General features: G+C 36.8%; 27 protein-coding genes. 7 read left to right on the top strand and 20 right to left on the bottom strand.

Annotation, left to right across the window (positions count from 1 at the left end):
• Positions 1-62 precede the first annotated feature (62 nt).
• Complete coding sequence (locus ACIQZA_RS10890; RefSeq protein ID WP_402881513.1) at positions 63-302, top strand: hypothetical protein; 240 nt, start codon at positions 63-65, stop codon at positions 300-302.
• 19 nt (positions 303-321) lie between these two features.
• On the opposite strand, the gene ACIQZA_RS10895 is transcribed toward ACIQZA_RS10890, so the two are convergent.
• The 8 genes from ACIQZA_RS10895 to ACIQZA_RS10930 all read right to left on the bottom strand — a co-directional run bounded on the left by ACIQZA_RS10895 (position 322) and on the right by ACIQZA_RS10930 (position 6,293).
• The gene (locus ACIQZA_RS10895) at positions 322-1,206 is read right to left on the bottom strand and encodes a GIY-YIG nuclease family protein (protein ID WP_402881515.1); all 885 of its coding nucleotides are present in this window, start codon (positions 1,204-1,206) and stop codon (positions 322-324) included.
• Positions 1,207-1,319: 113 nt separating this feature from the next.
• Complete coding sequence (locus ACIQZA_RS10900; protein WP_402881698.1) at positions 1,320-1,919, bottom strand: terminase TerL endonuclease subunit; 600 nt, start codon at positions 1,917-1,919, stop codon at positions 1,320-1,322.
• Between the two features lie 353 nt (positions 1,920-2,272).
• Complete coding sequence (locus ACIQZA_RS10905) at positions 2,273-2,479, bottom strand: helix-turn-helix domain-containing protein (protein ID WP_402881518.1); 207 nt, start codon at positions 2,477-2,479, stop codon at positions 2,273-2,275.
• 71 nt (positions 2,480-2,550) lie between these two features.
• Positions 2,551-3,075, bottom strand: coding sequence for a hypothetical protein (locus ACIQZA_RS10910; protein ID WP_402881520.1), 525 nt, complete (start codon positions 3,073-3,075; stop codon positions 2,551-2,553).
• A gap of 86 nt (positions 3,076-3,161) precedes the next feature.
• Complete coding sequence (locus tag ACIQZA_RS10915) at positions 3,162-3,347, bottom strand: hypothetical protein (protein ID WP_402881522.1); 186 nt, start codon at positions 3,345-3,347, stop codon at positions 3,162-3,164.
• Positions 3,348-3,425: 78 nt separating this feature from the next.
• Positions 3,426-3,953: a DNA methyltransferase gene (locus ACIQZA_RS10920; protein ID WP_402881524.1), complete on the bottom strand. Its 528-nt coding sequence runs from the start codon at positions 3,951-3,953 to the stop codon at positions 3,426-3,428.
• A 51-nt stretch (positions 3,954-4,004) separates the two neighbouring features.
• Positions 4,005-4,631 (bottom strand): ParB N-terminal domain-containing protein, encoded by a 627-nt coding sequence (locus ACIQZA_RS10925; protein WP_402881527.1) that lies wholly within the window; start codon positions 4,629-4,631, stop codon positions 4,005-4,007.
• A gap of 165 nt (positions 4,632-4,796) precedes the next feature.
• Positions 4,797-6,293, bottom strand: coding sequence for a Sau3AI family type II restriction endonuclease (locus ACIQZA_RS10930; RefSeq protein WP_402881529.1), 1,497 nt, complete (start codon positions 6,291-6,293; stop codon positions 4,797-4,799).
• 132 nt (positions 6,294-6,425) lie between these two features.
• Between ACIQZA_RS10930 and ACIQZA_RS10935 the strand changes: the two genes are divergently transcribed.
• The 4 genes from ACIQZA_RS10935 (at position 6,426) to ACIQZA_RS10950 (ending at position 9,954) form a co-directional block, all read left to right on the top strand.
• Positions 6,426-7,691 (top strand): DNA cytosine methyltransferase, encoded by a 1,266-nt coding sequence (locus ACIQZA_RS10935; protein ID WP_402881531.1) that lies wholly within the window; start codon positions 6,426-6,428, stop codon positions 7,689-7,691.
• 333 nt (positions 7,692-8,024) lie between these two features.
• A complete protein-coding gene (locus ACIQZA_RS10940; RefSeq protein WP_402881534.1) occupies positions 8,025-8,312 on the top strand; it encodes a hypothetical protein in 288 nt (95 codons plus the stop codon).
• Positions 8,309-8,566 (top strand): DNA methyltransferase, encoded by a 258-nt coding sequence (locus tag ACIQZA_RS10945; RefSeq protein WP_402881537.1) that lies wholly within the window; start codon positions 8,309-8,311, stop codon positions 8,564-8,566. Before ACIQZA_RS10940 ends, ACIQZA_RS10945 begins: the two co-directional genes overlap by 4 nt.
• Positions 8,567-8,625: 59 nt before the next feature.
• Positions 8,626-9,954, top strand: a complete 1,329-nt coding sequence (locus ACIQZA_RS10950) for a hypothetical protein (RefSeq protein WP_402881539.1) — start codon at positions 8,626-8,628, stop codon at positions 9,952-9,954.
• 187 nt (positions 9,955-10,141) lie between these two features.
• Here ACIQZA_RS10950 and ACIQZA_RS10955 read toward each other — a convergent pair whose 3' ends face one another.
• Positions 10,142-10,375 carry a hypothetical protein gene (locus ACIQZA_RS10955; RefSeq protein ID WP_402881541.1) on the bottom strand — a complete coding sequence of 78 codons (234 nt, stop codon included), beginning with the start codon at positions 10,373-10,375 and terminating at the stop codon, positions 10,142-10,144.
• A 220-nt stretch (positions 10,376-10,595) separates the two neighbouring features.
• Positions 10,596-10,841 carry a hypothetical protein gene (locus ACIQZA_RS10960; protein ID WP_402881542.1) on the bottom strand — a complete coding sequence of 82 codons (246 nt, stop codon included), beginning with the start codon at positions 10,839-10,841 and terminating at the stop codon, positions 10,596-10,598.
• A gap of 304 nt (positions 10,842-11,145) precedes the next feature.
• Here ACIQZA_RS10960 and ACIQZA_RS10965 point away from each other — a divergent pair, with 304 nt between their 5' ends.
• The gene (locus ACIQZA_RS10965) at positions 11,146-12,003 is read left to right on the top strand and encodes a tyrosine-type recombinase/integrase (RefSeq protein WP_402881544.1); all 858 of its coding nucleotides are present in this window, start codon (positions 11,146-11,148) and stop codon (positions 12,001-12,003) included.
• 195 nt (positions 12,004-12,198) lie between these two features.
• On the opposite strand, the gene sufB is transcribed toward ACIQZA_RS10965, so the two are convergent.
• The 6 genes from sufB to ACIQZA_RS10995 all read right to left on the bottom strand — a co-directional run bounded on the left by sufB (position 12,199) and on the right by ACIQZA_RS10995 (position 18,551).
• A complete protein-coding gene (sufB, locus tag ACIQZA_RS10970; RefSeq protein ID WP_142510736.1) occupies positions 12,199-13,596 on the bottom strand; it encodes a Fe-S cluster assembly protein SufB in 1,398 nt (465 codons plus the stop codon).
• Between the two features lie 100 nt (positions 13,597-13,696).
• A complete protein-coding gene (gene sufU / locus ACIQZA_RS10975) occupies positions 13,697-14,125 on the bottom strand; it encodes a Fe-S cluster assembly sulfur transfer protein SufU (RefSeq protein WP_142510737.1) in 429 nt (142 codons plus the stop codon).
• The gene (locus ACIQZA_RS10980) at positions 14,115-15,344 is read right to left on the bottom strand and encodes a cysteine desulfurase (protein ID WP_400938781.1); all 1,230 of its coding nucleotides are present in this window, start codon (positions 15,342-15,344) and stop codon (positions 14,115-14,117) included. Before ACIQZA_RS10980 ends, sufU begins: the two co-directional genes overlap by 11 nt.
• Positions 15,344-16,651, bottom strand: coding sequence for a Fe-S cluster assembly protein SufD (gene sufD / locus ACIQZA_RS10985; RefSeq protein ID WP_142510738.1), 1,308 nt, complete (start codon positions 16,649-16,651; stop codon positions 15,344-15,346). Before sufD ends, ACIQZA_RS10980 begins: the two co-directional genes overlap by 1 nt.
• Before the next feature lie 18 nt (positions 16,652-16,669).
• Entirely contained in the window at positions 16,670-17,449 is a 780-nt protein-coding gene (gene sufC / locus ACIQZA_RS10990; RefSeq protein WP_142510739.1) for a Fe-S cluster assembly ATPase SufC, read from the bottom strand.
• A gap of 709 nt (positions 17,450-18,158) precedes the next feature.
• Entirely contained in the window at positions 18,159-18,551 is a 393-nt protein-coding gene (locus ACIQZA_RS10995; protein WP_402881547.1) for a hypothetical protein, read from the bottom strand.
• Between the two features lie 391 nt (positions 18,552-18,942).
• On the opposite strand from ACIQZA_RS10995, the gene gltC reads away from it, so the two are divergent.
• Positions 18,943-19,845, top strand: a complete 903-nt coding sequence (gene gltC / locus ACIQZA_RS11000) for a glutamate biosynthesis transcriptional regulator GltC (protein ID WP_142510741.1) — start codon at positions 18,943-18,945, stop codon at positions 19,843-19,845.
• Between the two features lie 279 nt (positions 19,846-20,124).
• Here the strand turns inward: gltC and ACIQZA_RS11005 are convergent, their stop codons facing one another.
• From ACIQZA_RS11005 to ACIQZA_RS11020, 4 genes are read right to left on the bottom strand one after another with little or no spacing between them, the layout of a single operon-like run.
• Positions 20,125-21,171 carry a glycosyl hydrolase family 18 protein gene (locus ACIQZA_RS11005; protein WP_402881549.1) on the bottom strand — a complete coding sequence of 349 codons (1,047 nt, stop codon included), beginning with the start codon at positions 21,169-21,171 and terminating at the stop codon, positions 20,125-20,127.
• 21 nt (positions 21,172-21,192) lie between these two features.
• Positions 21,193-22,944: a polysaccharide deacetylase family protein gene (locus ACIQZA_RS11010; RefSeq protein ID WP_402881552.1), complete on the bottom strand. Its 1,752-nt coding sequence runs from the start codon at positions 22,942-22,944 to the stop codon at positions 21,193-21,195.
• Positions 22,941-24,806: a glycosyltransferase family 2 protein gene (locus ACIQZA_RS11015; RefSeq protein ID WP_402881553.1), complete on the bottom strand. Its 1,866-nt coding sequence runs from the start codon at positions 24,804-24,806 to the stop codon at positions 22,941-22,943. The genes ACIQZA_RS11010 and ACIQZA_RS11015 overlap by 4 nt, the downstream gene beginning before the upstream one ends.
• 5 nt (positions 24,807-24,811) lie before the next feature.
• Positions 24,812-26,239, bottom strand: coding sequence for a polysaccharide deacetylase family protein (locus ACIQZA_RS11020; protein ID WP_402881555.1), 1,428 nt, complete (start codon positions 26,237-26,239; stop codon positions 24,812-24,814).
• Positions 26,240-26,253: the final 14 nt, after the last annotated feature.

The raw sequence follows: 26,253 nt of genomic DNA on the forward strand, positions 1-26,253 counted from the left end.
GCAATTAGATTGATTAACTCGCTGGCCTCCTGGGTGTCCCAGCTATCGGAGGTTACCTTGATATGCTTGAATTTCATGAGTGCCACATCAGTGGCGATTTTGTTGTAAATGTTATCGGTAAAGATAGAATTTCTCTGCCAGTACCGCCTCTGCCGGACCCGTGTGTAGTAATCACGCCCCGACTTTTTCTTTCCGAAGCTGAACCAGCTCCAGGAAAAGAAGCTGTTGAAAATGCCCAATTGCTTGCCTCCTTGTCTGATCTTGGGTATGAAAAAACACCGAGTCTTTTGACTGGTGTTTGAGTTCTAAATTATTTTCTTATCAATTCTCGTTATAACCAAATTCTTTTTCAGTAGTTTGAAATATTCTTTTATGCCATGATTCACGATTTAGAATTTCTTTATCATCTGTTTTATTCGGAAAAGTCTCTAAGACAGAGTACTCAAAGTTTTTCTGGATATAATCAAAATCTAGTTTTTTCAAACCCTTATTTCCTCCGTGTCCATTACTAACATAATTCCCCCATCTCTGCAAAAGACTTTCTTTTCCTGTTGCTGAACCTATATAGTGTTTATTCGTCAGTTTATCCGTTTGAAGATATACAGCTTTTTGATTGGATAAAGCTGTTTGCCATTCAGGGAGTTGTAGTACTTTTTTCAAGTCATACCATGACAACCTAATATTATCAAATCCTTCAAAAACAAGCTCACCTCTTGGACGTTCCAACCAAGCAGAAATAAATTTTTCATTTTTCTTTTCATCAGCCTCTAAGGACCATCCATTTGTGGTTGCTTTCCCCCATTCAACTATCAATCTATTTACATAATCCTCCAGAATATAAAGTTCTACCAAATCATGAATCACTTTGTCTTTATTGCAACAGTCGCAGTTTTCAGAAGCTTGATTATTCCTATATAGTTTATAAAATCTAGCTTTTTCATTTCCTTCAGAGATAAAAACTGCCCAATAATTTCTCTTTAAGGCTTTGCGATTTTTAGGTTGATGAATGGTGTAAGTTTCATAATCTGCAACAAATTCACATTTTTCAGCTTTCATCGCTTTTTCATTATGCCAAACATAGACTACTTCTTCAGGTTTAATTCCTACTTTTTTTAGTAACTCATTAAATGTTACTCTGCTGTTATTTTCCATAATTCTTATCTTATCAAAAAAGAGAGCATTTGTGAAAATTCTATTTTCACTCAAAATACACTCCCAAACTTTCCTTCTCATTCTCAAAGCAAATGAAAGCATCCAGCTGACTCGCAAAGACGTCAATCTTATCCTTAGCCTTCTCTTTGTTGGGAAAGACATTGCCATTAGCGTCCGTCTTGACCCATACATTCATATGACACCAGCTGGCAATTGGACAAGCCTTTGACGGTCTGTGCAATCCCAAAAGAAATGTTGCCGCAAAAGTCGTTGAACCGCTTGATAATCTCGGGCACGCCACCTCCAATTGCTTCCCATTTGTCGTAACCGACAGCAATAGGCAAGATATGATTCTCGGTCATGAAAGCCATCAAATCTTCAAAGATATAGTTCTGGTCGTTGTAGTCCAGCTCGTGGATATGAAGATGACCTTTCTGCTCCCATTCGTTGTACTTGTCTCTTTGCTCTTTGGGCAACTCGTCAATCCGAATCCGGGGCATGTATTTTTTATTGAAAAAGTACCGTTCTTCACCTTCGACGACCATGAAAGAAATCGAGCAAATATCGTTGACGTCCGCCAGGTCAATCCCGACCACGGCAATCACATTATTTTCCCGTGTTCCCTTGAACAATCGACCGTCAAGTTTATCCTTATTGCCCCCACACTCCACATTTGTGAAATAGGCCAAATAATTATTGACGAGGATATTGAAGGTCTTCGCCATAATCTCGGCCTGAGCGACTGGATCATTTTTGGCATCCTCAATCTCTTGCTGAGCGTTTTATTCATTCTCTTCATCCTCATTACCTCTTGACACATAAGATGCTAACCGTTGCACGATGAGTGATCCGATATCCTCGCCCTTCTCAATCTTATCTGTTTCCAACTTTACCTTGGCAATCCGTGCCTTGGCCAGCTCAGACTCTTCAGCGTTCCACCGCTCTGGATCACGTGTTTTCAGTGTGAATAGAATTGCTGTCGTATCTGCCTGGATGAGCTTCTTTCGCTTGACCACATGGCTTTTGATTACTTTGCCATCCGTATCCTTCTACTGCTCTATGATTTCATCCGTCGTTTCCATTCGGTCTTGGAGCTTTGAAAGTAAGGAATTTTCAGCAGTCAGCTTGCCGTCAAATAAAAATCACATTCCGCTTCTTTTAAGGCGTCGCTTAAGTCGCTGAATTTATCCCGCCACCTGAAGAAGGTCGAACGATGAATACCGAACTTCTCGGCTATCCAATCAAGCTTTGCACCCTGTCTTCGCCATTCCACGATTTGCTTGAGGTGAGGCTGAATTACGTTTTCATAGGTCTTCCTTTTTCCCATTTCATTTATTTTTCACTCCTTTGTTTTTGTGCATAAGAAAAGCACCTGCCTTTATTCTTCAATTTTTTCAGTTAGTCCTTGATTTTTCTTAAGTCCGAATGTTTCTTTTTAAACTTCTCTCTATATTCTTGAATTGTTTTGAGAAGCCCTTTAACATTACCTCTCTCATCATCTTTCAGCTGTTTTTCAAACTCATAAGATTGCTTAATGAGTTTCTCTAATTCACGACCGAGTTTATTTTGATTTGCAACGTGATATAGCCCACCACTTACTAAAACGACAGGTGCTGCAACAACAGCAGCAATACTTGCTATTCCACCAACCGCACCTGCAACTCCAAAACTAGCTAAAGCTGCCATGATTTCAGCACCACTCATCCCTGCAAAATAAGCAACTACTACTCCAACCCCCACTGTTCCTGTACCTAACCCTCCTAATATACCAGCAAGTTCAGGTGGAAAGTTGCTTGAAAAGTTTAGATTATCTCTGTTTTCTGTTAAAAACGCCGCTTCTGCAACAAGCAATTTAAACTCATCAACTTCTTTTTTACTAATAGGAATAACTTTTCCAACAGCATCGTCAAGCATCTTTTTCATAAAAAAACTCCAATCCAATATATCTATAAGTAAATTATATCATCAGGCAAAACATACATTCCCATACTTTGGTATGATTCCACCGCTCACTCATCAAAATACTCAATATAACTCCCGCTCGGACTGCACATTGTTCCAAGCCAAAGTCTGAGAGCTTCTAATACATCACCTTGTTGTCCCCAGTCCAGTTCATCATATTTCTTGTCGTAAAACTCCTTCGCTTTATCATCGAGGACTTCTTGTAAGTTTTCAAATCGTGTGTAGTTTTTCATGGTTATTTCTTCCTTCGTTATCGTGTGTCCATGTTAGCTCTTAAAGCTTGATAAGTCAACGATTAAACCAGGTTCCCTTCACTTATTTTGACAGCCTTTTCTCCCGTCAATTCTTCCCACCGACGGATGATGACATACGCATATCTTGGGTCGTATTCCATGAGAAAGGCACAACATCCATTTAGCAATCATGGTCGTCCCGCTTCCACCAAATAAATCAAGGATATTGTCACCTTGTTTGCTGGAGTTTTGCATTTGATAGTCAAAGAGAGCGACAGGTTTCATGGTAGGATGTAACTCCGATCTGGCAGGCTTTTCAAAGTGGTTGGAGTACCAGGCATGACTACCACCTGAGTTCCACCCGTATAAACAAGGTTCATGTTGCCATTGATAATCTTGACGTCCCAGAGTGAAAGTATTTTTCACACAGATTAAGTTTTGCCGTACTTCCCAGCCCATATCACTTGCAGCACCTCGGAAATTATAGCCTTCGGAGTCTGCATACCAAATGTAGAAGGCAGCACCTGCTTTCATGTTTTGAGACGCTGCAGAATAAACCTTTTGCAGAAACTCCCGAAAGTCTGAGTCCTCCATCTTATCGTTCATGATAGTCAGACCTTCAGTCTTCGGTGCCTTTTGCGTGCCGCTGCCGTCCCTTCAGCATCGCCAATACCTTCCATACCCAGTAGCTACATTATAGGGTGGATCAGTCAGGAGTAAATCCATCTTTTGACCACCACAGAGTGCTGTGACCATATCAGGTTGAGTAGAATCGCCAACCATGAGTCGGTGTCGTCCCAGCTGATAAATCTCACCGACTTTTGAGGTCGGATCCTCTGAAGGAGTAACATCAAAATCTTCATCTTCCTTGACTTCATTTTCTTCCACGATTTCATCAAATCCGAAGTCGGTCATAGCAAAATCTAAATCAAGGCTTACCAGTTCCCCGAGTTCAATATCGAGTAGTTCTTCATTCCACGTGGCAATTTCACCTACCTTATTGTCCGCTAGACGATAGGCTTTTATCTGAGCTTCCGTCAAATCACGCACAACAACCACAGGAACTTCAGCCATGCCCAATTTTTTCGCTGCCTTTAGCCTCGTATGCCAATTGATGATTTCATTATTGCCGTTAACCGTAATCGGATTCTTAAACCCAAAGTTCTTGATAGAACTTGCGACAGCATCTACCGCTCCATCATTGTTTCTGGGATTATTGATATAGGGGATTAAGTCCTCTACTTTTTCTGTATTATCTCCACGTTTAACCTCCCTTGGACACAAGAAAAGCCAAACGTGAAATCACGCTCGGCTTTGGTTTCTTTTATTTCATGGTACTATTAAATCATGTGTTTTGTGAGAAAAACAGAGGTGGGATTTCTCATTCAGGGGTTTTTAGATAAAATTTTATAAAAAACCACTACAAAGTGATTGTTTATAATTAGTCAATTAGTCCCATTCGCCATCCAAAATTTCTTTTAAATACTTTTTAGGCATCCAAAATGAATGCTTTGTAATTCTACGACCATCAGGTAATAAATCTGTATCAGATAACTTCCCTTTACCCACAAATTTATTTGGTTCAATCTCATAATAAGAATTAGTTGCATGTATTTTTGTGAATATTGTTGTATTGCTTCTGCTTTGTGGGAAATTTGTTGAAACTGTATTTCCTTTTTGAGTTAAAATTACCCCATCTTTAATTATTTTTCTAGTTTCTTCCCATACTCGTTTTACCTCCTCAATTTGACGTTCTGGAAATCCCCAAAATTTTACTTTGTCCAATACGAAAACTTTGGGTTTAATTTCTTTAAAAACTACAAATAAGAAACGTTTATCACAAATCTCTATATATGGGTGAGACTCTTCCCAATTATCATTTTCCATTAGTTCAACAAATTGATAGTTTTTAAATGGTGAATCTTCCTTAGGCAATCCATTTTCATCAACTCTAATAACACGTAAATTCATATTTGCTTTTTGAAATTCTTGCGTTTTATCAACGTCACCAGTAAGACCTAAAATTGTTCTAATCAATATGCTATTTTTGCCTTTAGCTTTAGGATTTATATTGAACTTTTTATATAATTCAGAGTCCGTAAAACCCTTGTAAGTTAAAATTTTATCCGATATTATTTCTGTAAAGGATTTCTTTTCCCCTCTAAAACTCGCAATAACACTCTCTTGCTCCGTCTGATTAAAAATTTTATTATTAATCAGATAAGTCATATAGCTAGATTTCAGTTCCCAAGCTCTTTGTTTAGCTGGCTCTTCACTAAACGGCTGTTCACGAAAATCTCTCCCTTTTCCTGCTCCCTTTGTGCAGGTTGACAAATAGTTTCCATCTGACTCTGAAAGCTCATGAGCTTTCCCCGCCTTTATCTTAGCAGCTATTCTTTTATAGTCATCGAGAATAACCTCCATATCTTCATCAAACCATTCATATAAGGAAATTTTCTCAATAACATACTCTTCCAATATCCGATTAGGTATCAAGCCATTATAAAACAAAAGTAAAATCTTGGCACATTTTTTCCATAAATGTGTTGAATAAAAATCTTCTAAATTCTCTTCCATGTAGTTCAAAATAGTGAGAACTAATCGTTCTTTAGCACTTATGCTACCATTCTTGTTAATTTTGAATGGTGTAACCTTTAGCTCAACACCAATTTTATAAAAATCTGCTGATGAATCATTATTAGGTGGATAACCATAAAAATATTTTTCTATATAGTTTCCATACTGTCCTTTGGAGTTCATACTAATTCCTTTATTAGCATTACCAACATTTGAGACTATTTTTGATTTAAAATCTTCATATGTTTTATAAGAGCTTCGTTGATACTCTTCAGCAATTTCAATAAATTTCTTATTTAGCAGTATTTCTGAATAATTCAGTACACTACTAATATCGTTATCATCATATTTAAAAAGAAAGTTTTCCATCTGTGCCTCCCTAGAAACTATCATAATTTAATCGTTAGTTTCATTATATCAAATGACAAATTAAAAACTTGATCGAAGCAAAAAAATGATATATAATGGAGTAAGTAAATTTCGAAATAACAGGAGAAAATAATGAAAGTTTTAGAACTCTTTGCAGGAGTGGGCGGTTTCCGAATCGGACTCGAAAACGCAGATAAAAATTTATTTAAAACAAAATGGGCTAATCAATGGGAACCATCCCGTAAATCTCAAGATGCTTTCCAAGTATACGATTATCATTTCCCTGATAGTGAAAATATAAATATTAGTATCTCAGACATAACAGATGATAAATTTGCTTCAATGGATGCTGATATTATTGTAGGTGGATTCCCTTGCCAAGATTACTCTGTGGCCCGTACTAAAAAAAATGAACAAGGGATTGAGGGTAAAAAAGGCGTTCTTTTCTGGGAAATTATCCGTGCTACTCGAATCATCAAACCAAAATATCTTATTTTAGAAAACGTTGATCGCCTTCTCAAAGCACCCTCTAAGCAACGAGGACGTGATTTTGCTATTATGCTTACTGCCTTTAACAACTTAGGTTATTCAGTAGAATGGCGTGTTATTAATGCAGCAGATTACGGAAGAAGTCAACGTCGTCGTCGTGTTTTCTTCTTTGTGTATAGAAATGATTTAAACTTTGCTCAAAGAATTGATGATAAATTTGAAAAAGCTAATAATAGTTTTGAAGAAACTAAATATGATGACTATATTTTCTTTGATGGACTTTTTGCAAAACAATTCCCTATTGAAAATAAAATTGTTAAAAATCGCCGAGCTTATTATGAATTAGATCAGGACATTGTCTCAGTTTCCGATAACTTTACAGGTACTGTCTGGAATACTGGCGTTATGCGACACGGGAAATACTACACTATTGAAACTGCACCAAACTATAAGGGCAATTCACTCACACTTGGAGATATTCTTCAAAATGAAGCTGATGTAGACGAAAAATACTATATTTCGGATTCAGAAAAAATCGAGAAGTTCCAATACCTTCGAGGACCAAAGCGAATTGAGAGAACCTCTGCAGACGGTTATTCTTATACATTTTCAGAAGGCGGAATGTCTCCATATGATGATGAAAACCTGCCTGGTCGTACCATGTTAACATCAGAAGGAAGTTTAAATCGTTCTACCCACTTATTATTTAGAGAAAATCGTTATCGTTTAATTACCCCTATTGAAGCTGAAAGACTACAAGACTTTCCTGACAATTGGACAAGTAAAAAGAAGTTATCAAATGGAGAAATTGTTGCTGTAACTGATAGAATGCGATTGTTCTTTATGGGGAACGCTCTTGTAACTCACATCGTTAAAGAAATTGGTAATTTCATCAAGAATATTGACTAAGTAATCATCAAAAAGTATCTCAAATCCTTATTTTTGAGATACTTTTTTCCTCATGGATTTAGTAGGTGAAGAATTCATCGGATTTTTAAATGAACGATTAGTTATTATGAGAGATCTATTATCTGATAGAGGTTCTATTTATTTGCATATAGATACCAAAATAGGTCATTATGTGAAAATAATGATGGATGAAATTTCCGGAGAAGATATTTCCTAAATGAGATCACTAGGATAAAATCAAATCCCAAAAACTTTAATCGTAAAGCTTACGGAAATCAAAAAGATGTTATCTACTTTTATGCCAAAAACCGAGGGAAAAATATTTGGAATGCCGTGACTATTCCTCTATCAGAAACAGAAATTGTTGAGAAATTTCCTAAATTAAATAGTATCGGTCATTATAACACTGTGCCTGTTCACGCACCTGGAGAAAGTTCAGGTGCTACAGGTTCTAAGTGGAAAGGCAAATTCCCTCCAGAAGGAAGACACTGGCGAGTCTCACCAGATGAACTTACTAAACTAGATGAGCAGGGATTAATAGAATGGTCTAGTACTGGCAACCCTCGATTAAAAAAATATTCTCATGAACATAAGGGAAAAAAATACAAGATATTTGGTTGAACTATAAAAACCCCATGTATCCACAGTATCCAACTCAGAAAAATTTAGATATGCTAGATATGATTATTAAACAGTCTTCAAATCAAAATTCTATAGTGCTCGATTGTTTTGCAGGAAGTGGTGGAACTCTTTTAGCTGCAAAAAATAATGGAAGAAAATTTATAGGAATGGATAAATCAGAGGTAGCTTTAAACATCATTAAAGAAAATTTACAAACTGATTTATTTGATGATTTAGAAATAATCAAAATCTAAAGGTACTCATACTGATTTAAAAATTTATTATAGCCCATACATACCGGAGGAGATATTATATGGAATATCTATTCATGGACGAAAAAGGTCCTCAAGAGACATTTGAGATTTCTAACCCATTTAACAAAGATGAAAAATTAAAAAATGCTAACGACAGGATGCACAGTTACGTTGCAAATATTATAAAAATATCTGATGAGGCTTATAAAAGAATTGAGGAAAAGTATCTTGTTTTGGAAAAAGCTTTCAGAAAAAATCGACCACAGTTAAAAGAAGTGAAAGGTGAAAAAATACTTGATAAAAAGAATTTTCAATATGGTGTCGCCTCTTTGCACGACAATAACTTTACTTTCGATTTTTTAATGAATTTTTTTACTATCCTTATAGAGAACATCGAAGAAATAGATAATCTACTTTTTGAAGTGGGAAAAATGTCAATCGTCGTAGATTCCCGTTTAACTGAATGGATTTTAGAGACTAGTAAACACTTCAACGCTGGAGCTTTTACCTTAAAGTATTCGTTAACTAAGTACATGGAAAACGAAGCACCTGAAGTAGTTATAAAAAATATGTTAGACAAGACTATTCCATTAAATGATGTTTTAGAGTCAATCAAAAATGATATGTCTAACATTGTAAAGAACAACTTAAACAACCAACGCATGGCAGTTCAAGTCCAGGCTTATAAACAAATTATCAGTTTGATAACATCTACTTTAACGACTAACAAAGAGTTACTCAAAGAATCTACAATCAACTCTAAATTTAATTGGAATAAGGTATCGTGGCCTTTAGATTTAATGCTTCTTGAATTGGATCTCCCTTCATCATCCAAAAATAATGAACGAATTCTTTATCTTGACGAAGGAATCCCTTCTGAACCCTTTGAATTTCTTGAACTTGGAGGTATTAAAGAAGAAACTTTGTCTCATGAAAGTATAGGAATACGAATCACCGATATATTAGTAGCAATTGCAGGAAAATATATATCAGGAATGTACTTGGATTCCAAGCATGACATGAAAAACTTACAAGAACGTCAATTATTATCCGAAAAATGGTTTAAATTATCTAGTAAACATTTTGATTTAATCAGAATGATGAGAAGGTTTTATATTCCCGATGGTAAAACGTATTGCATCAATATAGACACTTATTTTGATGATCTACTTCTTTTTGTAACATTTCTTCAATATGTTGCCGACTATCGAAGCTATGGAAAATATAAGTTATTAAATCCAGAACAGCACGTTGAAAACTTTTTCCAATATTTCGCTCGTTCAAGCCAAGAAAAATTTATGCACGCTCTCCTTACTGAAGAACAAACAAAAGCAATGTGCGGAAGTATCCAAGAAGCTATTGAACAGGGACTAAGAAAGCCGTTATAACATAAAAATCACGCACATAATATCCCTCACACTACTTTTTAACTATTCCTGTCCCTCCTGTACGATTTTATCTAGACCTACGGTATTTTTAATAGACTTAACACTTCTCCGCTTAACAGGCCACGCCAAATCGCTCACACGCCTATACATAAACGAAGGAACGGTTCCCACCGTTCCTTCCTTGCTTTTACCCCAACTCCCCACTATGCTTATCAAATATTTCTATAATCACTCGGCGTTTACGATAGACTTTCGCCACGCTCATATAAAGCTTCTCTGCAACCTCTTCCCAAGAAGGCTTGTTGACGTCCATCCAGTGTGCTGTAAATATTTCTTTACTTTCCTCGTTCAGCTCAGAGAGTGTCAACTCAACAGCCTGCTTAAAGACATACAAACTTTTCAAGTGACTGTCTTCGTCCATTTGATGACGATATCTTCCACGGGACCTGAGCGTTTGCTAGATTTCCCGCCACCGACATTATCACTGGCCTTTCTATCATTCTCTAGCTCGTACTTTCGCCGTGCAATCAGTCGTTCTATGACTCTATAGTTAAATAATCGATCATCAAGGGCACTCAAGGCTGGATCCGATAATTTATATCTTCTGCTCATATTTCCTCCTCTCTAGCTTTTACTCCCTGCTATACTTCAGGTGCATGGATAGGATCGTATTCATCTGGATTTCCCATTCTCTTCATAAACTCCTCGTGCGTAATTTTCCCCAGCATTTCTGCAAAGCGAAATGGATTAAATACTTCCTCACGCTCTTTCTGATAATACCAGGATACATACTGAAAGTAGTGCTTTGCGGTTACGCCTTGGATTGCTTTCCAAAAAGCCAGCACAACACGCCTCAGATGAAATTCATTAATTTTGCTTGATTCCATATTTCTCAAAGACCTCCGCCACTCTTTCTTGACTTGCAAACTTCATGTGCATTTCTTCCTTGTCCTTGATTCAGTCAGGTACTGGTCGGACTACCTTACCCTCTCTATCGTCCTTGATAAAAACACGCCCCAATCAAGAAAATCCGCACAACGTGACTTGACGACAAAATCAGAGAAATAATAAAGAATCAAGATATATCGGATATCACATGGGGTGAGCTTTATAACGAGTATTATAAAAATTGGTCCCCAACCGTCAAGGCGCCTTCATTACGTGGAACAATCGCCAATGATAAACGCATGAATGTTATTGATTGATAAAGATACCCCAGCAAGAAATGTCAATAGACGTGTAATTCAAAAACTAGTCAATGATATGATGGACGAGGGTTATTCTTTTACCTACTACAATGGTTTTAAGAAAAGATTTCACTCCGTGCTCGATTACGGAGTCCGTATGGGCTATTTAGAAACGAATGAAGCCAAATACGTAAAACCACGGAAGAAGACTAAAACCTTTGAAGAAGTTCAAGAAAAGCGTAACAACAACCTGGAACTTGATGAAATAAAAAAGCTCATACAAGCCTTACGTGCAAGTTGGCGAGTCGAACACATCGCAAATATGGTTGAATTGATGGCTTTTACAGGCGTCAGATACGGAGAAGCTGCAGCACTTACGATCAATGAAATTGACCTTGAAAATGGGCTAATTACAATAAACGGGACGTATTATCGAGCGTTAAAGAAAAAGACGACTCCTAAAACAGATTTTTCATACCGAACGATTACCATACCCGATAATATCAAAGAAGTTATCCAAGACCAATTGGAAAGCCTAAAAGTTAACCGATCATTGAAAGGAAACAATTTCAACAAAGAAAACTGCATCATCTTCTTCACGGTAAACGGATCAGCCGTTGACCTGGATACTTTGAACATTGTGGTACGACGTGGGGCGGAAAAAGTGGAAATAGATAAGCACCTTACATCACATATTTTCAGGCATTCACACATTGCATTACTTGCCGAGCTAGGCGTTCCATTAAGTGCAGCCATGGAACGTGTAGGACATACCGATTACAAAACTACACTCAGCATTTATTCGCACGTTACTCAAAGCGTGAAAGTAGATATTGTAAAAAAACTAAATGGCTTAATTTAAAAACGTGCCCCATGATTTTTCATGGGGCACGTTTGACTTTTCATGGGGCAAATATTATTTATTTCTATTATCTTTCAAAGGCTATATTTATCAATATTTTAGGGCATTTTTATTTTCTGCCCCAAAGTTGCCCCATGAACGTTTTTTCTAATTATAAATCACTCACAAACGTTGATATAACAACGTTCATTTTCTTTACCCGATAGAACCTTCCATCTCGAACTTGATAAGACGGTTCATTTCTACTGCGTATTCCATTGGTAATTCTTTTGTGAACGGCTCGATGAAGCCCATTACGATCATTTCTGTCGCTTCTTCTTCAGAAATACCACGAGACATTAAGTAGAATAATTGTTCCTCTGATACTTTTGAAACTTTCGCTTCATGCTCTAAAGAAACATTATCATTTAAGATTTCGTTGTATGGAATTGTATCTGAAGTAGATTGGTTGTCCATGATTAACGTATCACATTCGATGTTAGCACGTGCACCACTTGCTTTAGGGCCAAAACGAACTTGACCCATATACGTTACCTTACCACCTTGTTTAGCAATCGATTTAGAAACGATTGTTGAAGATGTGTTTGGTGCCATATGAATCATTTTTGCACCTGCGTGTTGGTGTTGACCTTTACCTGCTAGTGCGATTGATAATGTCATACCACGAGCGCCTTCACCTTTAAGGATACAAGCTGGGTACTTCATTGTTAACTTAGAACCGATGTTACCGTCGATCCATTCCATTGTACCGTTTTCTTCAACAACTGTACGTTTTGTTACAAGGTTGTAAACGTTGTTTGCCCAGTTTTGAATCGTTGTATAACGGCAGTACGCATCTTTACGTACAACAATTTCTACTACCGCTGAGTGTAAAGAGTTTGTAGTGTAAACAGGAGCCGTACAACCTTCAACATAGTGTACGTGAGCACCTTCATCTACAATAATTAACGTACGTTCGAATTGACCCATGTTTTCAGAGTTAATACGGAAGTATGCTTGTAATGGCGTTTCCACTTTTACACCTGGTGGCACATAGATGAATGATCCACCTGACCAAACAGCTGAGTTTAGTGCAGCAAATTTGTTATCAGTGTAAGGAATAACTTTGCCCCAGTATTGTTTGAAAATATCTTCATTTTCACGTAAAGCTGAGTCAGTATCTTTAAACACAATACCAAGGTCTTCAAGGTCTTTTTTCATGTTGTGATAGACAACTTCTGATTCGTACTGAGCAGATACACCTGCCAGGTATTTTTGCTCTGCTTCTGGAATACCTAATTTATCAAAAGTAGCTTTAATTTCATCAGGTACTTCATCCCAAGATTTTTGTGTAGCTTCTGATGGTTTTACGTAATACGTAATTTCATCAAAATCTAAATCTCCTAGGTCGCCACCCCATTGCGGCATTGGTTTTGTATAAAACGTTTCAAGTGCTTTTAAGCGGTATTCAAGCATCCACTCTGGCTCTTGTTTCATAGTTGAAATTTCACGGACGATTTCTTCAGTTAAACCACGTTTTGAACGGAAAATTGATACGTCCTTGTCATGGAATCCGTATTTGTAATCGCCAATATCAGGCATTTTTTTAGCCATCGTTTCTCCTCCGTTCATGCATTATTGTTATCTTGTTTCAAGCTCAGTTATCTTGCTTTGAGTGAAAGCACCTATAGTGACTTTCACCCAAATTTAGATATTATTGATTTACACCTTTTTCCATCGCTTTCCAAGCTAATGTCGCACATTTAATACGTGCCGGAAATTGAGAAACACCTTGCAGTGCCTCAACATCCTCAAGGTCATATTTTTCGCTATAGTCTTCGCCCATCATCATTTTAGAAAAAATTTCAGCAAGCTCTAATGCTTCCTCTACTTTTTTCCCTTTAATGAGCTGCGTCATCATGGAAGCAGAAGACATTGAAATTGAACAGCCCTCACCGTCAAACTTCGCATCTTCTACAATACCGTCAGTCACTTTTAGCGTTAAGTGAATACGGTCTCCACAAGTCGGATTATTCATATCGATAGTAACAGCATCTTCTTCAATAGATCCTTTATTACGAGGATTTTTATAGTGATCCATAATGACTGAACGATATAGTTGATCTAAATTATTAAAAGACATCGCCAAAATACTCCTTCGCAGAACGTAACCCTGCAACTAGGCGGTCAATATCTTCCTCCGTGTTATATAGATAGAAGCTTGCACGCGCTGTCGCTACTTGTTGAAGACATTTCATTAGTGGCTGTGCGCAATGATGTCCTGCACGAACAGCAATACCATTCATATCAAGAACCGTTGCCACATCATGTGGATGTACATCGTCTAGGTTAAACGTTACAAGTCCACAACGTTTCATTGGGTCACGTGGGCCGAAAATTTTAAGTCCGTCAATTGTTTCAAGCTGATTCATCGCGTAGCCTGCAAGTTTATGCTCATGCTCCGCAATGTTATCTAGCCCAATTTCAGTTAAGAAATCAATAGCGGCTCCTAAACCTACTGCACCTGCAATAATAGGAGTTCCACCTTCAAACTTCCACGGTAATTCCTTCCACGTTGAATCGTAAAGTCCAACAAAGTCAATCATTTCGCCACCAAATTCAATTGGCTCCATCTTTTCAAGGTGTTCCTTTTTACCATATAGTACACCTATTCCAGTTGGTCCGCACATTTTATGACCTGAGAATCCTAAGAAATCTACATCTAAATCCTGTACATCGATTTTCATGTGTGGTGCTGCTTGTGCACCATCCGCTACCATTACAGCACCATTAGCATGCGCGATTTTAGCGATTTCTTTAATCGGGTTAATCGTTCCAAGGACGTTTGACGCCATTGACACCGACACAATTTTTGTTTTAGGTGTTATTGTCGCACGAACCTTTTCTAGGTTAAGTGTGCCATCCGCTTCAAGCTCAATATATTTCAGCGTTGCATTTTTTTCCTTTGCTAGTTGTTGCCAAGGAATAATATTAGAGTGGTGCTCCATGTGAGTAATAACAATTTCATCACCTTCAGCAACATTAGCACGACCATAACTTGATGCAACTGTATTTAAAGCAGTTGTAGTACCGCGAGTAAAAATAATTTCTTGTGTTGATGTAGCATTAATAAAATTACGAACCTTTTCACGCGCCCCCTCATACTTGTCAGTTGCACGGTTCCCTAATGTATGCACACCACGGTGAACATTAGAATTATCGAATTCATAATAATGCTTCATTGCTTCAATCACTTGAATAGGCTTTTGAGAAGTTGCTGCGCTATCAAGGTAAACAAGCTTATGACCGTTTACTTCCTGATCTAAAATTGGGAAATAGCTTTTAATGTCTTTATTCATCATTAGCGAACTTTCCTTTCAATAACCTCCGTCAGTTGCTTTTGAACTCCTTCGATAGGTAATTGCTTCACAACTGGCGCAAGGAATCCATGGATAACAAGGCGCTCTGCTTCTGCTTTCGAGATACCACGACTCATTAAGTAGTAAAGTTGTAGCGGATCTACTCGACCAACAGATGCTGCGTGTCCTGCTGTTACATCGTCTTCATCGATCAATAGAATTGGGTTTGCATCGCCACGAGCTTTTTCAGAAAGCATTAACACACGTGATTCTTGCTGCGCATCCGCTTTTGTCGCACCGTGTTCGATGTAACCAATACCATTAAAGATTGATTGTGCTGCATCTTTCATTACACCATGCTTTAAGATATGACCATTTGAGTTCTTACCCCAGTGACGAACCTCAGTAGTAAAGTTAAGTTTTTGTTCACCGCGACCAACAACTACTGTTTTTGTATCAGCATGAGAACCGTCACCGATTAGATGTGTAATGTTTTCAGAAATAGTATCTGAGTCATTCATTAAGCCAAGAGCCCAATCTACTTTCGCATCACGAGCTAGTCGTGCACGACGATTTACATAAGTAGTATATCCTTTCGCAAGTACATCAACCGCACCGTAAGTTACTTGTGCATTGTCTTGAACTACTACTTCTGCAATAATGTTTGCTTGACCTTTTGCTTCTTCAACTGTTGAAATATATGTTTCAACATAAGTTACAGCTGAATTTGCTTCAGCAACAACTAACACGTGGTTATATAATGAAGCTTCTGCATTATCATTTAAGAATACTACTTGAAGCGGCTGTTCGATAATGACATTTTTAGGTACGTATACGAACACACCACCGTTAACAAGTGCCGCATGAAGCGCTGTTAATTTATGCTCATCAACTTTTACAGCTTCTGTCATAAAGTACTTTTTAACAAGGTCGCCATGTTCACGAACCGCTGTTAAAATATCTGTAAAAATAACACCTTTATCAGCTAGTTCTTGTGATGTTTTAATGAAAGCTGGTGTGTTATTGCGTTGAACATAAAGATTTTCTTGTGCCTCAAAATCAATTAAACCTTTTGCTTCTTCTGGTAATGCATCAAGTGAAGAGAATCCTTCACTGTCAACTGTGTGAGTTGGGAAATTTACGAAATCCCATTTTGTAATATTTGTTCTGTCTGGTTTTGGCAAATCTAAACCAGTTACTTTGTCTAGTGCTGCCGCGCGAAGTTCTGTAAACCAAGCCGGTTCTCCATTTGCTTCCGAGAACGAGCGCACGTCCTGTACTGTTACAGGCAAGTTAAGTTCCACTGTCATGCTAGTTCGTCCTCCCTCTTATGCTTCTTGTTCTTCAGTTTCTTCTTCGATACCTAATTCTTTTTTAATCCAGTCATAACCTTCAGCTTCTAAACGTTGCGCTAATTCTTCTCCACCTGATTTAACAACGCGACCTTGCATCATTACGTGTACATGGTCTGGTGTAATGTAGTTAAGTAGGCGTTGGTAGTGAGTGATCATTAAGCAGCCAAATCCTTCTCCACGCATTGCATTGATTCCTTTAGAAACAACTTTTAGTGCGTCAATATCAAGACCAGAGTCAATTTCATCTAAAATTGCGAAAGCTGGTTTAATCATCATTAATTGAAGAATTTCGTTACGTTTTTTCTCACCGCCAGAGAAACCTTCATTTAAATAACGTTGTGCCATATCTTCGTGCATTTCAAGGAAATCCATGTTTTTATCTAATTCACGGATAAATTTCATTAGAGAAATTTCATCGCCCTCTTCACGGCGTGCATTAATAGCTGAGCGTAAGAAGTCAGCATTTGTTACACCAGCGATTTCAGAAGGATATTGCATTGCTAGGAATAAACCAGCTTTAGCACGCTCGTCCACTTCCATTTCTAGTACATTTTCGCCATCAAGTTCTACTGTACCAGAAGTTACTTCATATTTAGGATGACCCATAATTGCAGAAGCTAGTGTTGATTTACCAGTTCCGTTTGGTCCCATGATTGCATGAATTTCATTTGTATTAATTGTAAGGTTTACGCCTTTTAAAATCTCTTTCCCGTCGATTTCAACGTGAAGATCTTTAATAACTAAAGTTGACATGAAAATACCTCCATAGTGTGTTCAGTGAATGGTGAACCATTCCTTAATTATCATCATTCTAATCTTAACTGAAAATCGTTCTCTATGCAAACCATTTCAATCACTTTCATTTTCCTCTGAAACAATCCTTAATAATAAAGAGTTTGTAAGCATTTTCAGATTATTGCTAATCGTCATTGACAATGAGAATCAACTTTCCTCATTTTCAATGAAATAATTCTAATTGAGAATCAGTTTCATCTAGCTACATAGTGAAAACCCCGCAGAAAGTGCGAATTGTAGCTGTTTTGTGACAAAAATGTATAAATAACAATACCAATACTATAACCATTTTTATTAGAATGGAATCAAATAAAGGAAAAACTCTCGAGAGTACTAGTTAATATAAAGTGGGGTTGATTTCCGTTCCGGCTGGGCGATTTCATGGGGGCGTCAGCCGGAACAGAAATCAACTTATAAACATGGTATTAGTTTTAACCAATGTTGTTCCATACTTTGGGTGGGCCAAAATTATTATTTTTCCCTTTGCCTATTTTATATAGATTGTTCCTTGAAAATATCGATTATCATTGAATATGCAGTTTCAGGAGGCGGTCAAAATGTGGAGATTTGTGTATGTATGAAGCAGTAAGTAAATTAAAGAAGCAGACCAACAAACTTTATTATTTAAGACACTTGAACAAGGTCTCTATCTAAAAGAAGGAAGTAATTAATATAGAAGTACAGATATAAAAGAAGAAACGGCATATAATATTATACCAATACCAAAACTCAACGACAGCTTATTGATTTCTCTCAAATCACCCGATTCCTTTTTCATCTCTTTGTAAAATTTTGTTGTCATAAACACGCCGCCCATCAATAACACGGCACAACCGATAGACACAACGATGTCCACTCCTACAGCTTTACCCATTTCGATGGCCGCTACCGCTATAAAGTATATGCAAGCAGCAAACAAATATAGAGCTTTTTCCTTCCTCTCTAATTTTCTACTTTTCTTTTTCTCCACTTTATACCAATTCTTCAAATCTTCTTGCGACACATACTGCGCAACAATGGCTACTACTTGTTTCGCACATCTTTTTTGAACTTTGACCATATAAAAACCTTCGTATTCTTCAGACGACCGCTTTAAAATATCTTTTATTCTTATTTCAAACGGAATGCTACTTTTCTCTAAGTGTTCGATAATTGCTAGGACACCTCTTACGAATAAGTTAAATTATGCTTAATTATACTATTCCATTCGCCTTTTCCATCAATCCAAAATATTCCACAATCTTTTAAATATCTGACTCTTTCATTTAACAACAATCTTTGAGAAAACAGCCTACTTCTTACTTCCTTGAGCTCCAATGAAGTTACTAAGCATCTCCTTCAATTAAAACTTGCTAGCCAACATTTGTTTATTTACAATCATTTTTCATCTTAATAGTATATAATTGAGATATAATCAATCGTATTTTTCGATTAATAGAGGTGAAGATCTAGTGGAGTTACGTCAATTACGTTATTTTGTTGAAGTTGCTGAGCGTGAACACATTTCAGAAGCTGCCGTACATCTTCATGTTGCTCAATCTGCAATAAGCCGACAAATTGCTAATTTAGAAGATGAATTGGGCACACCACTTTTTGAACGTGTCGGACGAAATGTTAAATTGACACCGATTGGAAAAATATTTCTCGAGCACACTATTACTGCTTTAAAAGCCATCGATTTTGCCGCAAAGCAAGTTGAAGAATATTTAGATCCTGCTAAAGGTACGATAAAAATCGGTTTTCCAACGAGTTTGGCTAGCTATGTATTGCCAACTGTTATTTCAGCCTTTAAGCGTGAATATCCAGATTTGCAATTCCAGCTCCGCCAAGGCTCCTATCGTTTTTTAATTGATGCAGTCAAAAATCGTGAGTTAAATTTAGCTTTTTTAGGCCCCCTTCCACCAAAGGACGAATCGATCCATTCAACAATATTATTTACTGAAAATATTGCCGCATTACTGCCAGCAAAACATCCATTAGCCAAAAAAGAAAGTATTCAGCTTGCCGATTTACGTAACGATTTATTTGTATTATTCCCAGATGGATACATATTACATAAAGTAGCTATGGATGCCTGCCGAGCTGCCGGCTTCTCGCCAAACGTCATCTCCGAGGGTGAAGACTTAGATGCACTAAAGGGTCTTGTCGCTGCAGGCATCGGGGTCAGCTTATTACCAGAAAGCTCACTGTATGATTCAACTGCTCGCTTCACAGTAAAGGTACCGATTAAAGCACCAGCGATTCCAAGAACAGTCGGTATTATTTCACCTGTAAACCGTGAAATTGCACCATCAGAAAAAATATTTTTAGACTTCGTGACAAATTTCTTTTCACGCCTTTCTCAATTCCAATAAAAAAATCGCCGTAGCTGGCGATTTTTTTAGTTTAAGGTGCTTCCATACTTCAGTTCGGCGGTTTTATCCACGACTTTGGCGGTTTTATCCGTCACCTCGGCTCTTCTTTCCGTCGCTCTTGCCTTTCCATCCGTCACCTCGGCTCTTCTTTCCGTCGCTCTCGCCTTCCATCCGCATCTTTGGCTGTTCTATCCACGATTCTGGCTGTTCTATCCACGATTCTGACGTTTCTATCCACGACTATGACTGTTCTGTCTGTCACTCCGGCAATTCTTTCAATCATTCCTTTGATTGTTCGTTAATCCATTGTAACGTTTTTGAGCCTAGACCTCCGGCACGCCATAAAACAACCTCATGGTAACTTCTCTTTTGCACGTGCGCTGTCCATTTTTTAAGTGTTTCAAGATCGGCATACCAAACTTCATGCTTAATATTTTGTTCATCTAAAAAAGTGAAATAAGCCGCACCACTTGCTTGATCGCGATGTTTAACCGCTTTCGTTTTGTTAAGTAAGTCCTCTGCCTCTACCTCCGTTAAAGCAACCGTCTTGCCTTGATTTACCCATTGGAATCCGCCGGTTGAAAAAGCAATCGCTAATTTTTGATTAGACTTCTTAATTTTTTTTACTAAGTCATTTAAAAATGAAAAGGTTGCCTTTGGACCTGGGCCACTATGATATCCGTGCACATTATAAGCCATCACTGTATATTTAGGCCCATTCGGTAATTTAACATTAAATGGAAACTCAGGCTCTAGTACGACATGTAATGAAACATCCTTTTTTAATAGCTGTTCATAAAGTTCCTCTATGAAATGGACGTACTTAGAGATATCCTCTTTAGCAACCTTTTCATAATCAATTTCGATACCATTCACATTGTATTGTTCAACAACCTGCATAATATTATCAATATGTCGCTGCCTTGATGATGCATCTTGAAACAACCGATGTAATAACGCACTATCCTTCTGAACTATTGGGGCGTTATCTGTAACATAATCGTTAATTAACGTGAGTATAACATGATGTGATTCATTAAATTGTTGCTGTGTTTGTTTCAATGTTTCTATCGCATCTTCAGTGAATAATAATTGGTCATTCTCATTAAAATAAGCACCAAAAACGTGAATGTCTTGTAAGCCCTGTTGTGAATTTTTCACATCCTCGATGGCAGATTTATTTTGCCATTCAGGTAACCAAATAGACAATTGAAGCTTGTCTTTGTACTTCAACCCTTCCCTTGCCTTAACAGGTGCTTCTTTGCTATTACTACAAGCTGTGATAATTAGTAGTGCTATACAGATAAACAGAATAATTTTTTTCACTTGAATCTAGTTCCCCCCGTTTTAGAAGGTTTCAATAAAGAAATCAACAACATTATTAAATAAAGTCAATGTTTTGTGCTTTACTTTATCGAATTTCGTATATTGGTTAGTAAAAAGCGTCTGATCGTTAACATCTGTAATCAAAATATCTTCGATGAATGTATCATAAATATCATCTGCATACTGTTCATGCGATGTTTCCTTTTTGCTGAACAACGCACCAAATCCAATTTTAGATCCTTGAATGTCAGGATTTACTTGAATTGTCTTGGATAATACCCTATCTACACCTATGTTAATTTTACCATTTTCTACATAAATGTTAAATACTCTCGTTTTTGTTAAGTTTCTTGGATACTCTTCCTCGTCAATTCTAGAGCCTTTTTGCGTATCCAGATAATCGTATACAGTAGCCTTATTAAATGCATACTCTTCTTCATTCCACTTTATTTCGTTTAACGGAAAACGTTCTTTCTCAACAACGCTTGATTCTGGTGATTTTTCAGAAACAACAATCTCATTATCTATTAATGCCACACGAATATAGCTATTATATTTTTCATCATAGTTTAAATAAATAGATTGTTGTCCTACGACATTCCCTTTAAAGGCAAAGTTTATATTATAGTTCTCTGGCAGAGTTTCCTTCAATATTACCCGTCCTTCACTAGAAGGTTCCGATGTTATTGTAATCTCATTATTTTCAAATTCTGCTGCCCCCTTCAATACTGACCATTCTTTTGCCCGTTGATGATCTCCGACTTCAAATTCTACATTTTGCTTACTAGCTTGGCGGATTTTCATCATCACATGATTGGTAGACCAATAGGGGGATACTTGTAATCTACTTAAATTGTAGAGATTAGCATCCGCATCATTATATGCCCCTAGCTCCAAATTGAAATGCATTTTAAATATATCTTTAATTTCTTTAGTATTCGCACTTTCAACTAACGAATCCATATTATTATAAAGTGAGTTGGCATGCATAATAGCATAGACCTTTGGAACTTCTCCTAATTCCTCCTCATAAATATCATGCATTAGCTTGTAATCTTTTCGGATACGCTTTTCCATTTCTTGTCGCGTTTCACTCGGAATCATATATTGATTGCGAATGAAGTCCATTAAATAATGATTATAATATTCGATAGTCGTTTTATTCGGCACATTATTTTCATCTTTTACACCTAACGACTGTCCTTTATCGTTATACATATTAATATATGTCAGACGGTACCCATTAGAGCCCAACTCCCAATAGCCACTTTTCTTCATGAGTAATAAGTCTTTCGGCTTTAAAAATTTGTTGTCCCGTGTATCCATTTTATTGGCGTACGTAAACATGGTAGCTTTATAATTTAGATCCTCCATGATGTTTTGAGCAAATATACTAGAATCTGTACGTCCATCTTCAAATGATAAATACAACGCCTTTTCTGGCAATGGTTTGTTTTTCTGATAAAAATCTAAAATATCCTGCTGAGTAACGGTTGTATAGCCTTGACTTTCAAGCAGTGCTAGTTGTTTTCTCAAATTCTCTTTAGATACATATTTTGGAGATTCACCCCTGCTCACCCCAAAATAAGATAATGCGATAAAACCATCTTTATTCACTAAAGGAACCGTTTCCTCTACCCTTTTATCCGTTAAAAATACCACACGTATTAAAATAACAGCTAAAAATACAACGATAATCGTTTGAACAATTGATCGTATTATTTTCCTTCGATTCTTTTTAGCTGGATTTAATACAACATTTTTTTCACTCATTCCTTCTCACCCATTTTGCTAATTTTTAGAATCGAAAATCGAGATTTTCGTAATTTTTGTTTTTCTAATTTCTTTTCTTTGGCGATGACATCTTGAGGTGTTTCTCTCGTACCCCAAGTTGATTTCCAAAATGTAACCCATGCAACAGGCATTTGCCACAGCAAAATAAATTCATAGAAAAGTACAAAGATAAAACCAAACGTCCACAATTTACTTTTTTTAAAGAAAAGATGGGCCAAGCTCATTAACATTGCCATCAATAACAAGCCCATTAAAAATGTAGTTGGAAAAATGCCATGCATAATTGGCACATAAACTAAATTGTAAACAACAACAATAGGCGCTGCTATTGGTACGATTAAACCGATGATGAAGAAAAGAAACATAAAAGGTTCCTTCTTCCACATAAATAAAAATGCTCGTAACGATTCGCGTAGCCATGATCGTTTCCATCTCATTTGTTGAGATAAAAAGACTTTTGTATCGGATGGAACAATTGTAGAACATACAGCATTGTCCTGATATCCCGTTCGATGTGTTTTCAAAATATAGTTTGTCATACTACGGTCATCCCCGAATGTTGCAGGCTGTCCAAGAAATTTTTGGTTTAACCATGCTGTCTCGTTCTTCAAAATAAGCTCTTTTCGATAACATGCTAAAGGACCAGATAAACAAGTGACTGTATCGAACCAAGATTCAGCAGCTTTCATGATCCGAAAGGCTATATAATAGCGAACTGTTTGCAATTTTGTCAGAGCATTTGTAAATTTATTTTCCACTTCTGTTCTTCCAGCCACACCACCCATTTTAGGATCTTGGAAAGGCTGTACTAAATTTCGAATGGCATGAGGTTCTAAAAAACTATCAGAATCTACGAAAACAACTAAATCATGTTTAGCAAGATGCACCCCTGCCACTAAAGCCTCTCGTTTCCCCCCATTTTGAGGTAGTTTATAGAAGCTTAAACGATCCTCCGTTTTAAAACGCTCACCCTCGTTATGAATAAAGTCAATCATTTCTTTTGCTTTTTCCTCAGTTTTATCTGTTGAACAATCATCTACAACAATAACCTCTAGTTTGTCTACAGGATAATACTGATTAATACAACTTAACACTGTTCTATGAATCCATTGTTCTTCGTTAAATACTGGAATAATAATAGAAACGCCTGGTTCAAACTTAGGGTTTATCGGAACAGTCCTATAGAAAATACCAAATAAATATCTACTTAAAAGAAAAGTTGCAGCAATAATACTATATAGATATAAGAATTTATTGAATCTAAAATAAATGACACTTTCAGCCCGCATTAACATAACGATTAGAGAAACTACCAATAAAAATATACTTGCCATAAAGATCGATAGTCCCCATCGTTTTTTTATCATATAGTCATTTAAAGGCTGTAAAAATTCACATGCATAATAGCATCTAGTTTCACCATCTACTTCTTTTGTAAAGTGACGAACAACTTTCGCTTTTACCTTTACCTTCGATTCATAGCCCTCCGGCATCGCACCACCAGGTATGGTGAATTTCATCGTAATAATTTCATCTATTAAAAAATTATTAGGACTATTTGAAAATACAAGGATACCTGTTACCGAAATATCCTCCGCATAATGTTTGTCACTACCCTTTTGCTTTGCTCTTTTAATTTGTACTTCAAAATTCGTTTCATAGCGTAAACTTAACAGCTGTAAACGATATATTTCATTGACATCTGTAGGATCGATTTCTTCCTTTTGATACGAAGCACCTCGACGATTAACGAGATTTCGTACATGTTCTGGGTCAGGAATATTCGATAAAATGCGTCGATCAGAGCGTGGTATCGTTAAAATCTCTTTTTTCTTATTCATGATTATCAATTCACTTTCTTATTTGAATCTTCTTCAATCCAAGTCGACATTTTCGCAAAACTATACCCATCTTTTTGCAGCTTTTCAATGATTAATGGCAATGCTTCAACTGTTTTTGTACCGTCTAAAATGTGCATAACAATCACCTTTCCTGGAGCAATTCTAGTCATCACACGATTATAAATATCTTGAACGGTATATTTTAAATTCCAATCGAATGATGCTATATCGTACATAGCAATAGATTTGATACCTGTAGCGGCAATAATTTTCGCTGACTCCTCATTAATAGCACCTTTATTAGGTCTGAAATACAGCAAAGGTTCTTCCTGTAAGGCATATGTTAACGCCTTATGTGCCATCACGACATCCTGTTGTAACTCTTCTGGTGTCATTGTCGTAACATCAAGGTGATTGTAAGAATGGCTTGCAACCTCATGTCCTCTCTCAACAATTAATCGTGCTAATTGCGGATCCTTTTCTACACCTTTGCCAATTAAAAAGAATGTAGATTGAACATGATACTTATCAAGAACATCTAAAATTTCTTTAATTCTCTCCTCACTTGCCCAATCATCGAAGGTTAAAGCAATTTCTTTTTTTGAAGTATTTTTACGGTAGAACATATTTGGTTTAACATTTTTGTAATCTGGGTTCATTTTAATAGCATCATAGCCTGCAATTTCCTCTAAGGATTTTGCTAAATATCGTTCAGCTAATACATCCGTTAATGTAGAGAAAACGTATCCTTTTTCTTCCCCTACTTTAGACAGTAGTGGTATAACATCAATAATCGCAGGATTAATGTACGTGTTTAAATGAATAACAGATCCGCTGTTGATAAAGCGATGAATATAATCCACTATTTCCTCAGCACTTTGCATATTTCGATCTTTCGGATTAATGGAAGACTCTACAACTCCCTTCATATTAAGGGTTTTAGCCGCTAAACGCATATTGTCAGTTGAGTCACCGGAACGACTACGAACGTATTTCGGTGTATAACCTAATTGCTCTTCAAAAACTTCATTCGCTAAATAAATTTCTTTATACGTTTCTTCATAATTTAAATCAGTCATTTCAGTAAATGTTAATGTTCCGTTTTCTACCTCGTGACCTTTAGTTAAAATGTCCTTCACTAACTCCGGATCTTGCGCTACTCGTGTACCTTCTACAAAGAATGTTGCCTTCATGTTAAATTGATCTAATACCTTTAATAGACGCTGCATTGTTTCATTGTCTGCAAGCCCATTAAAGGTTAATGCTACCTTTGGACTAATAATGCCTATGTGACTATAAGTATCACTCATCGTCCCATCATGTTCCTTTACCTCAATTGTTGAATCAACTGGTTTAATCTGATTTTGAGTAGACGATTGACACCCAGCTAAAAATAAAATGATGAATAGACTACATAATTTTAGTCGTATCATTTCTAAAGAATCCC

It is taken from the genome of Lysinibacillus sp. NPDC096382 (genome assembly GCF_044762845.1).
In the GTDB taxonomy this organism is placed as follows: domain Bacteria; phylum Bacillota; class Bacilli; order Bacillales_A; family Planococcaceae; genus Lysinibacillus.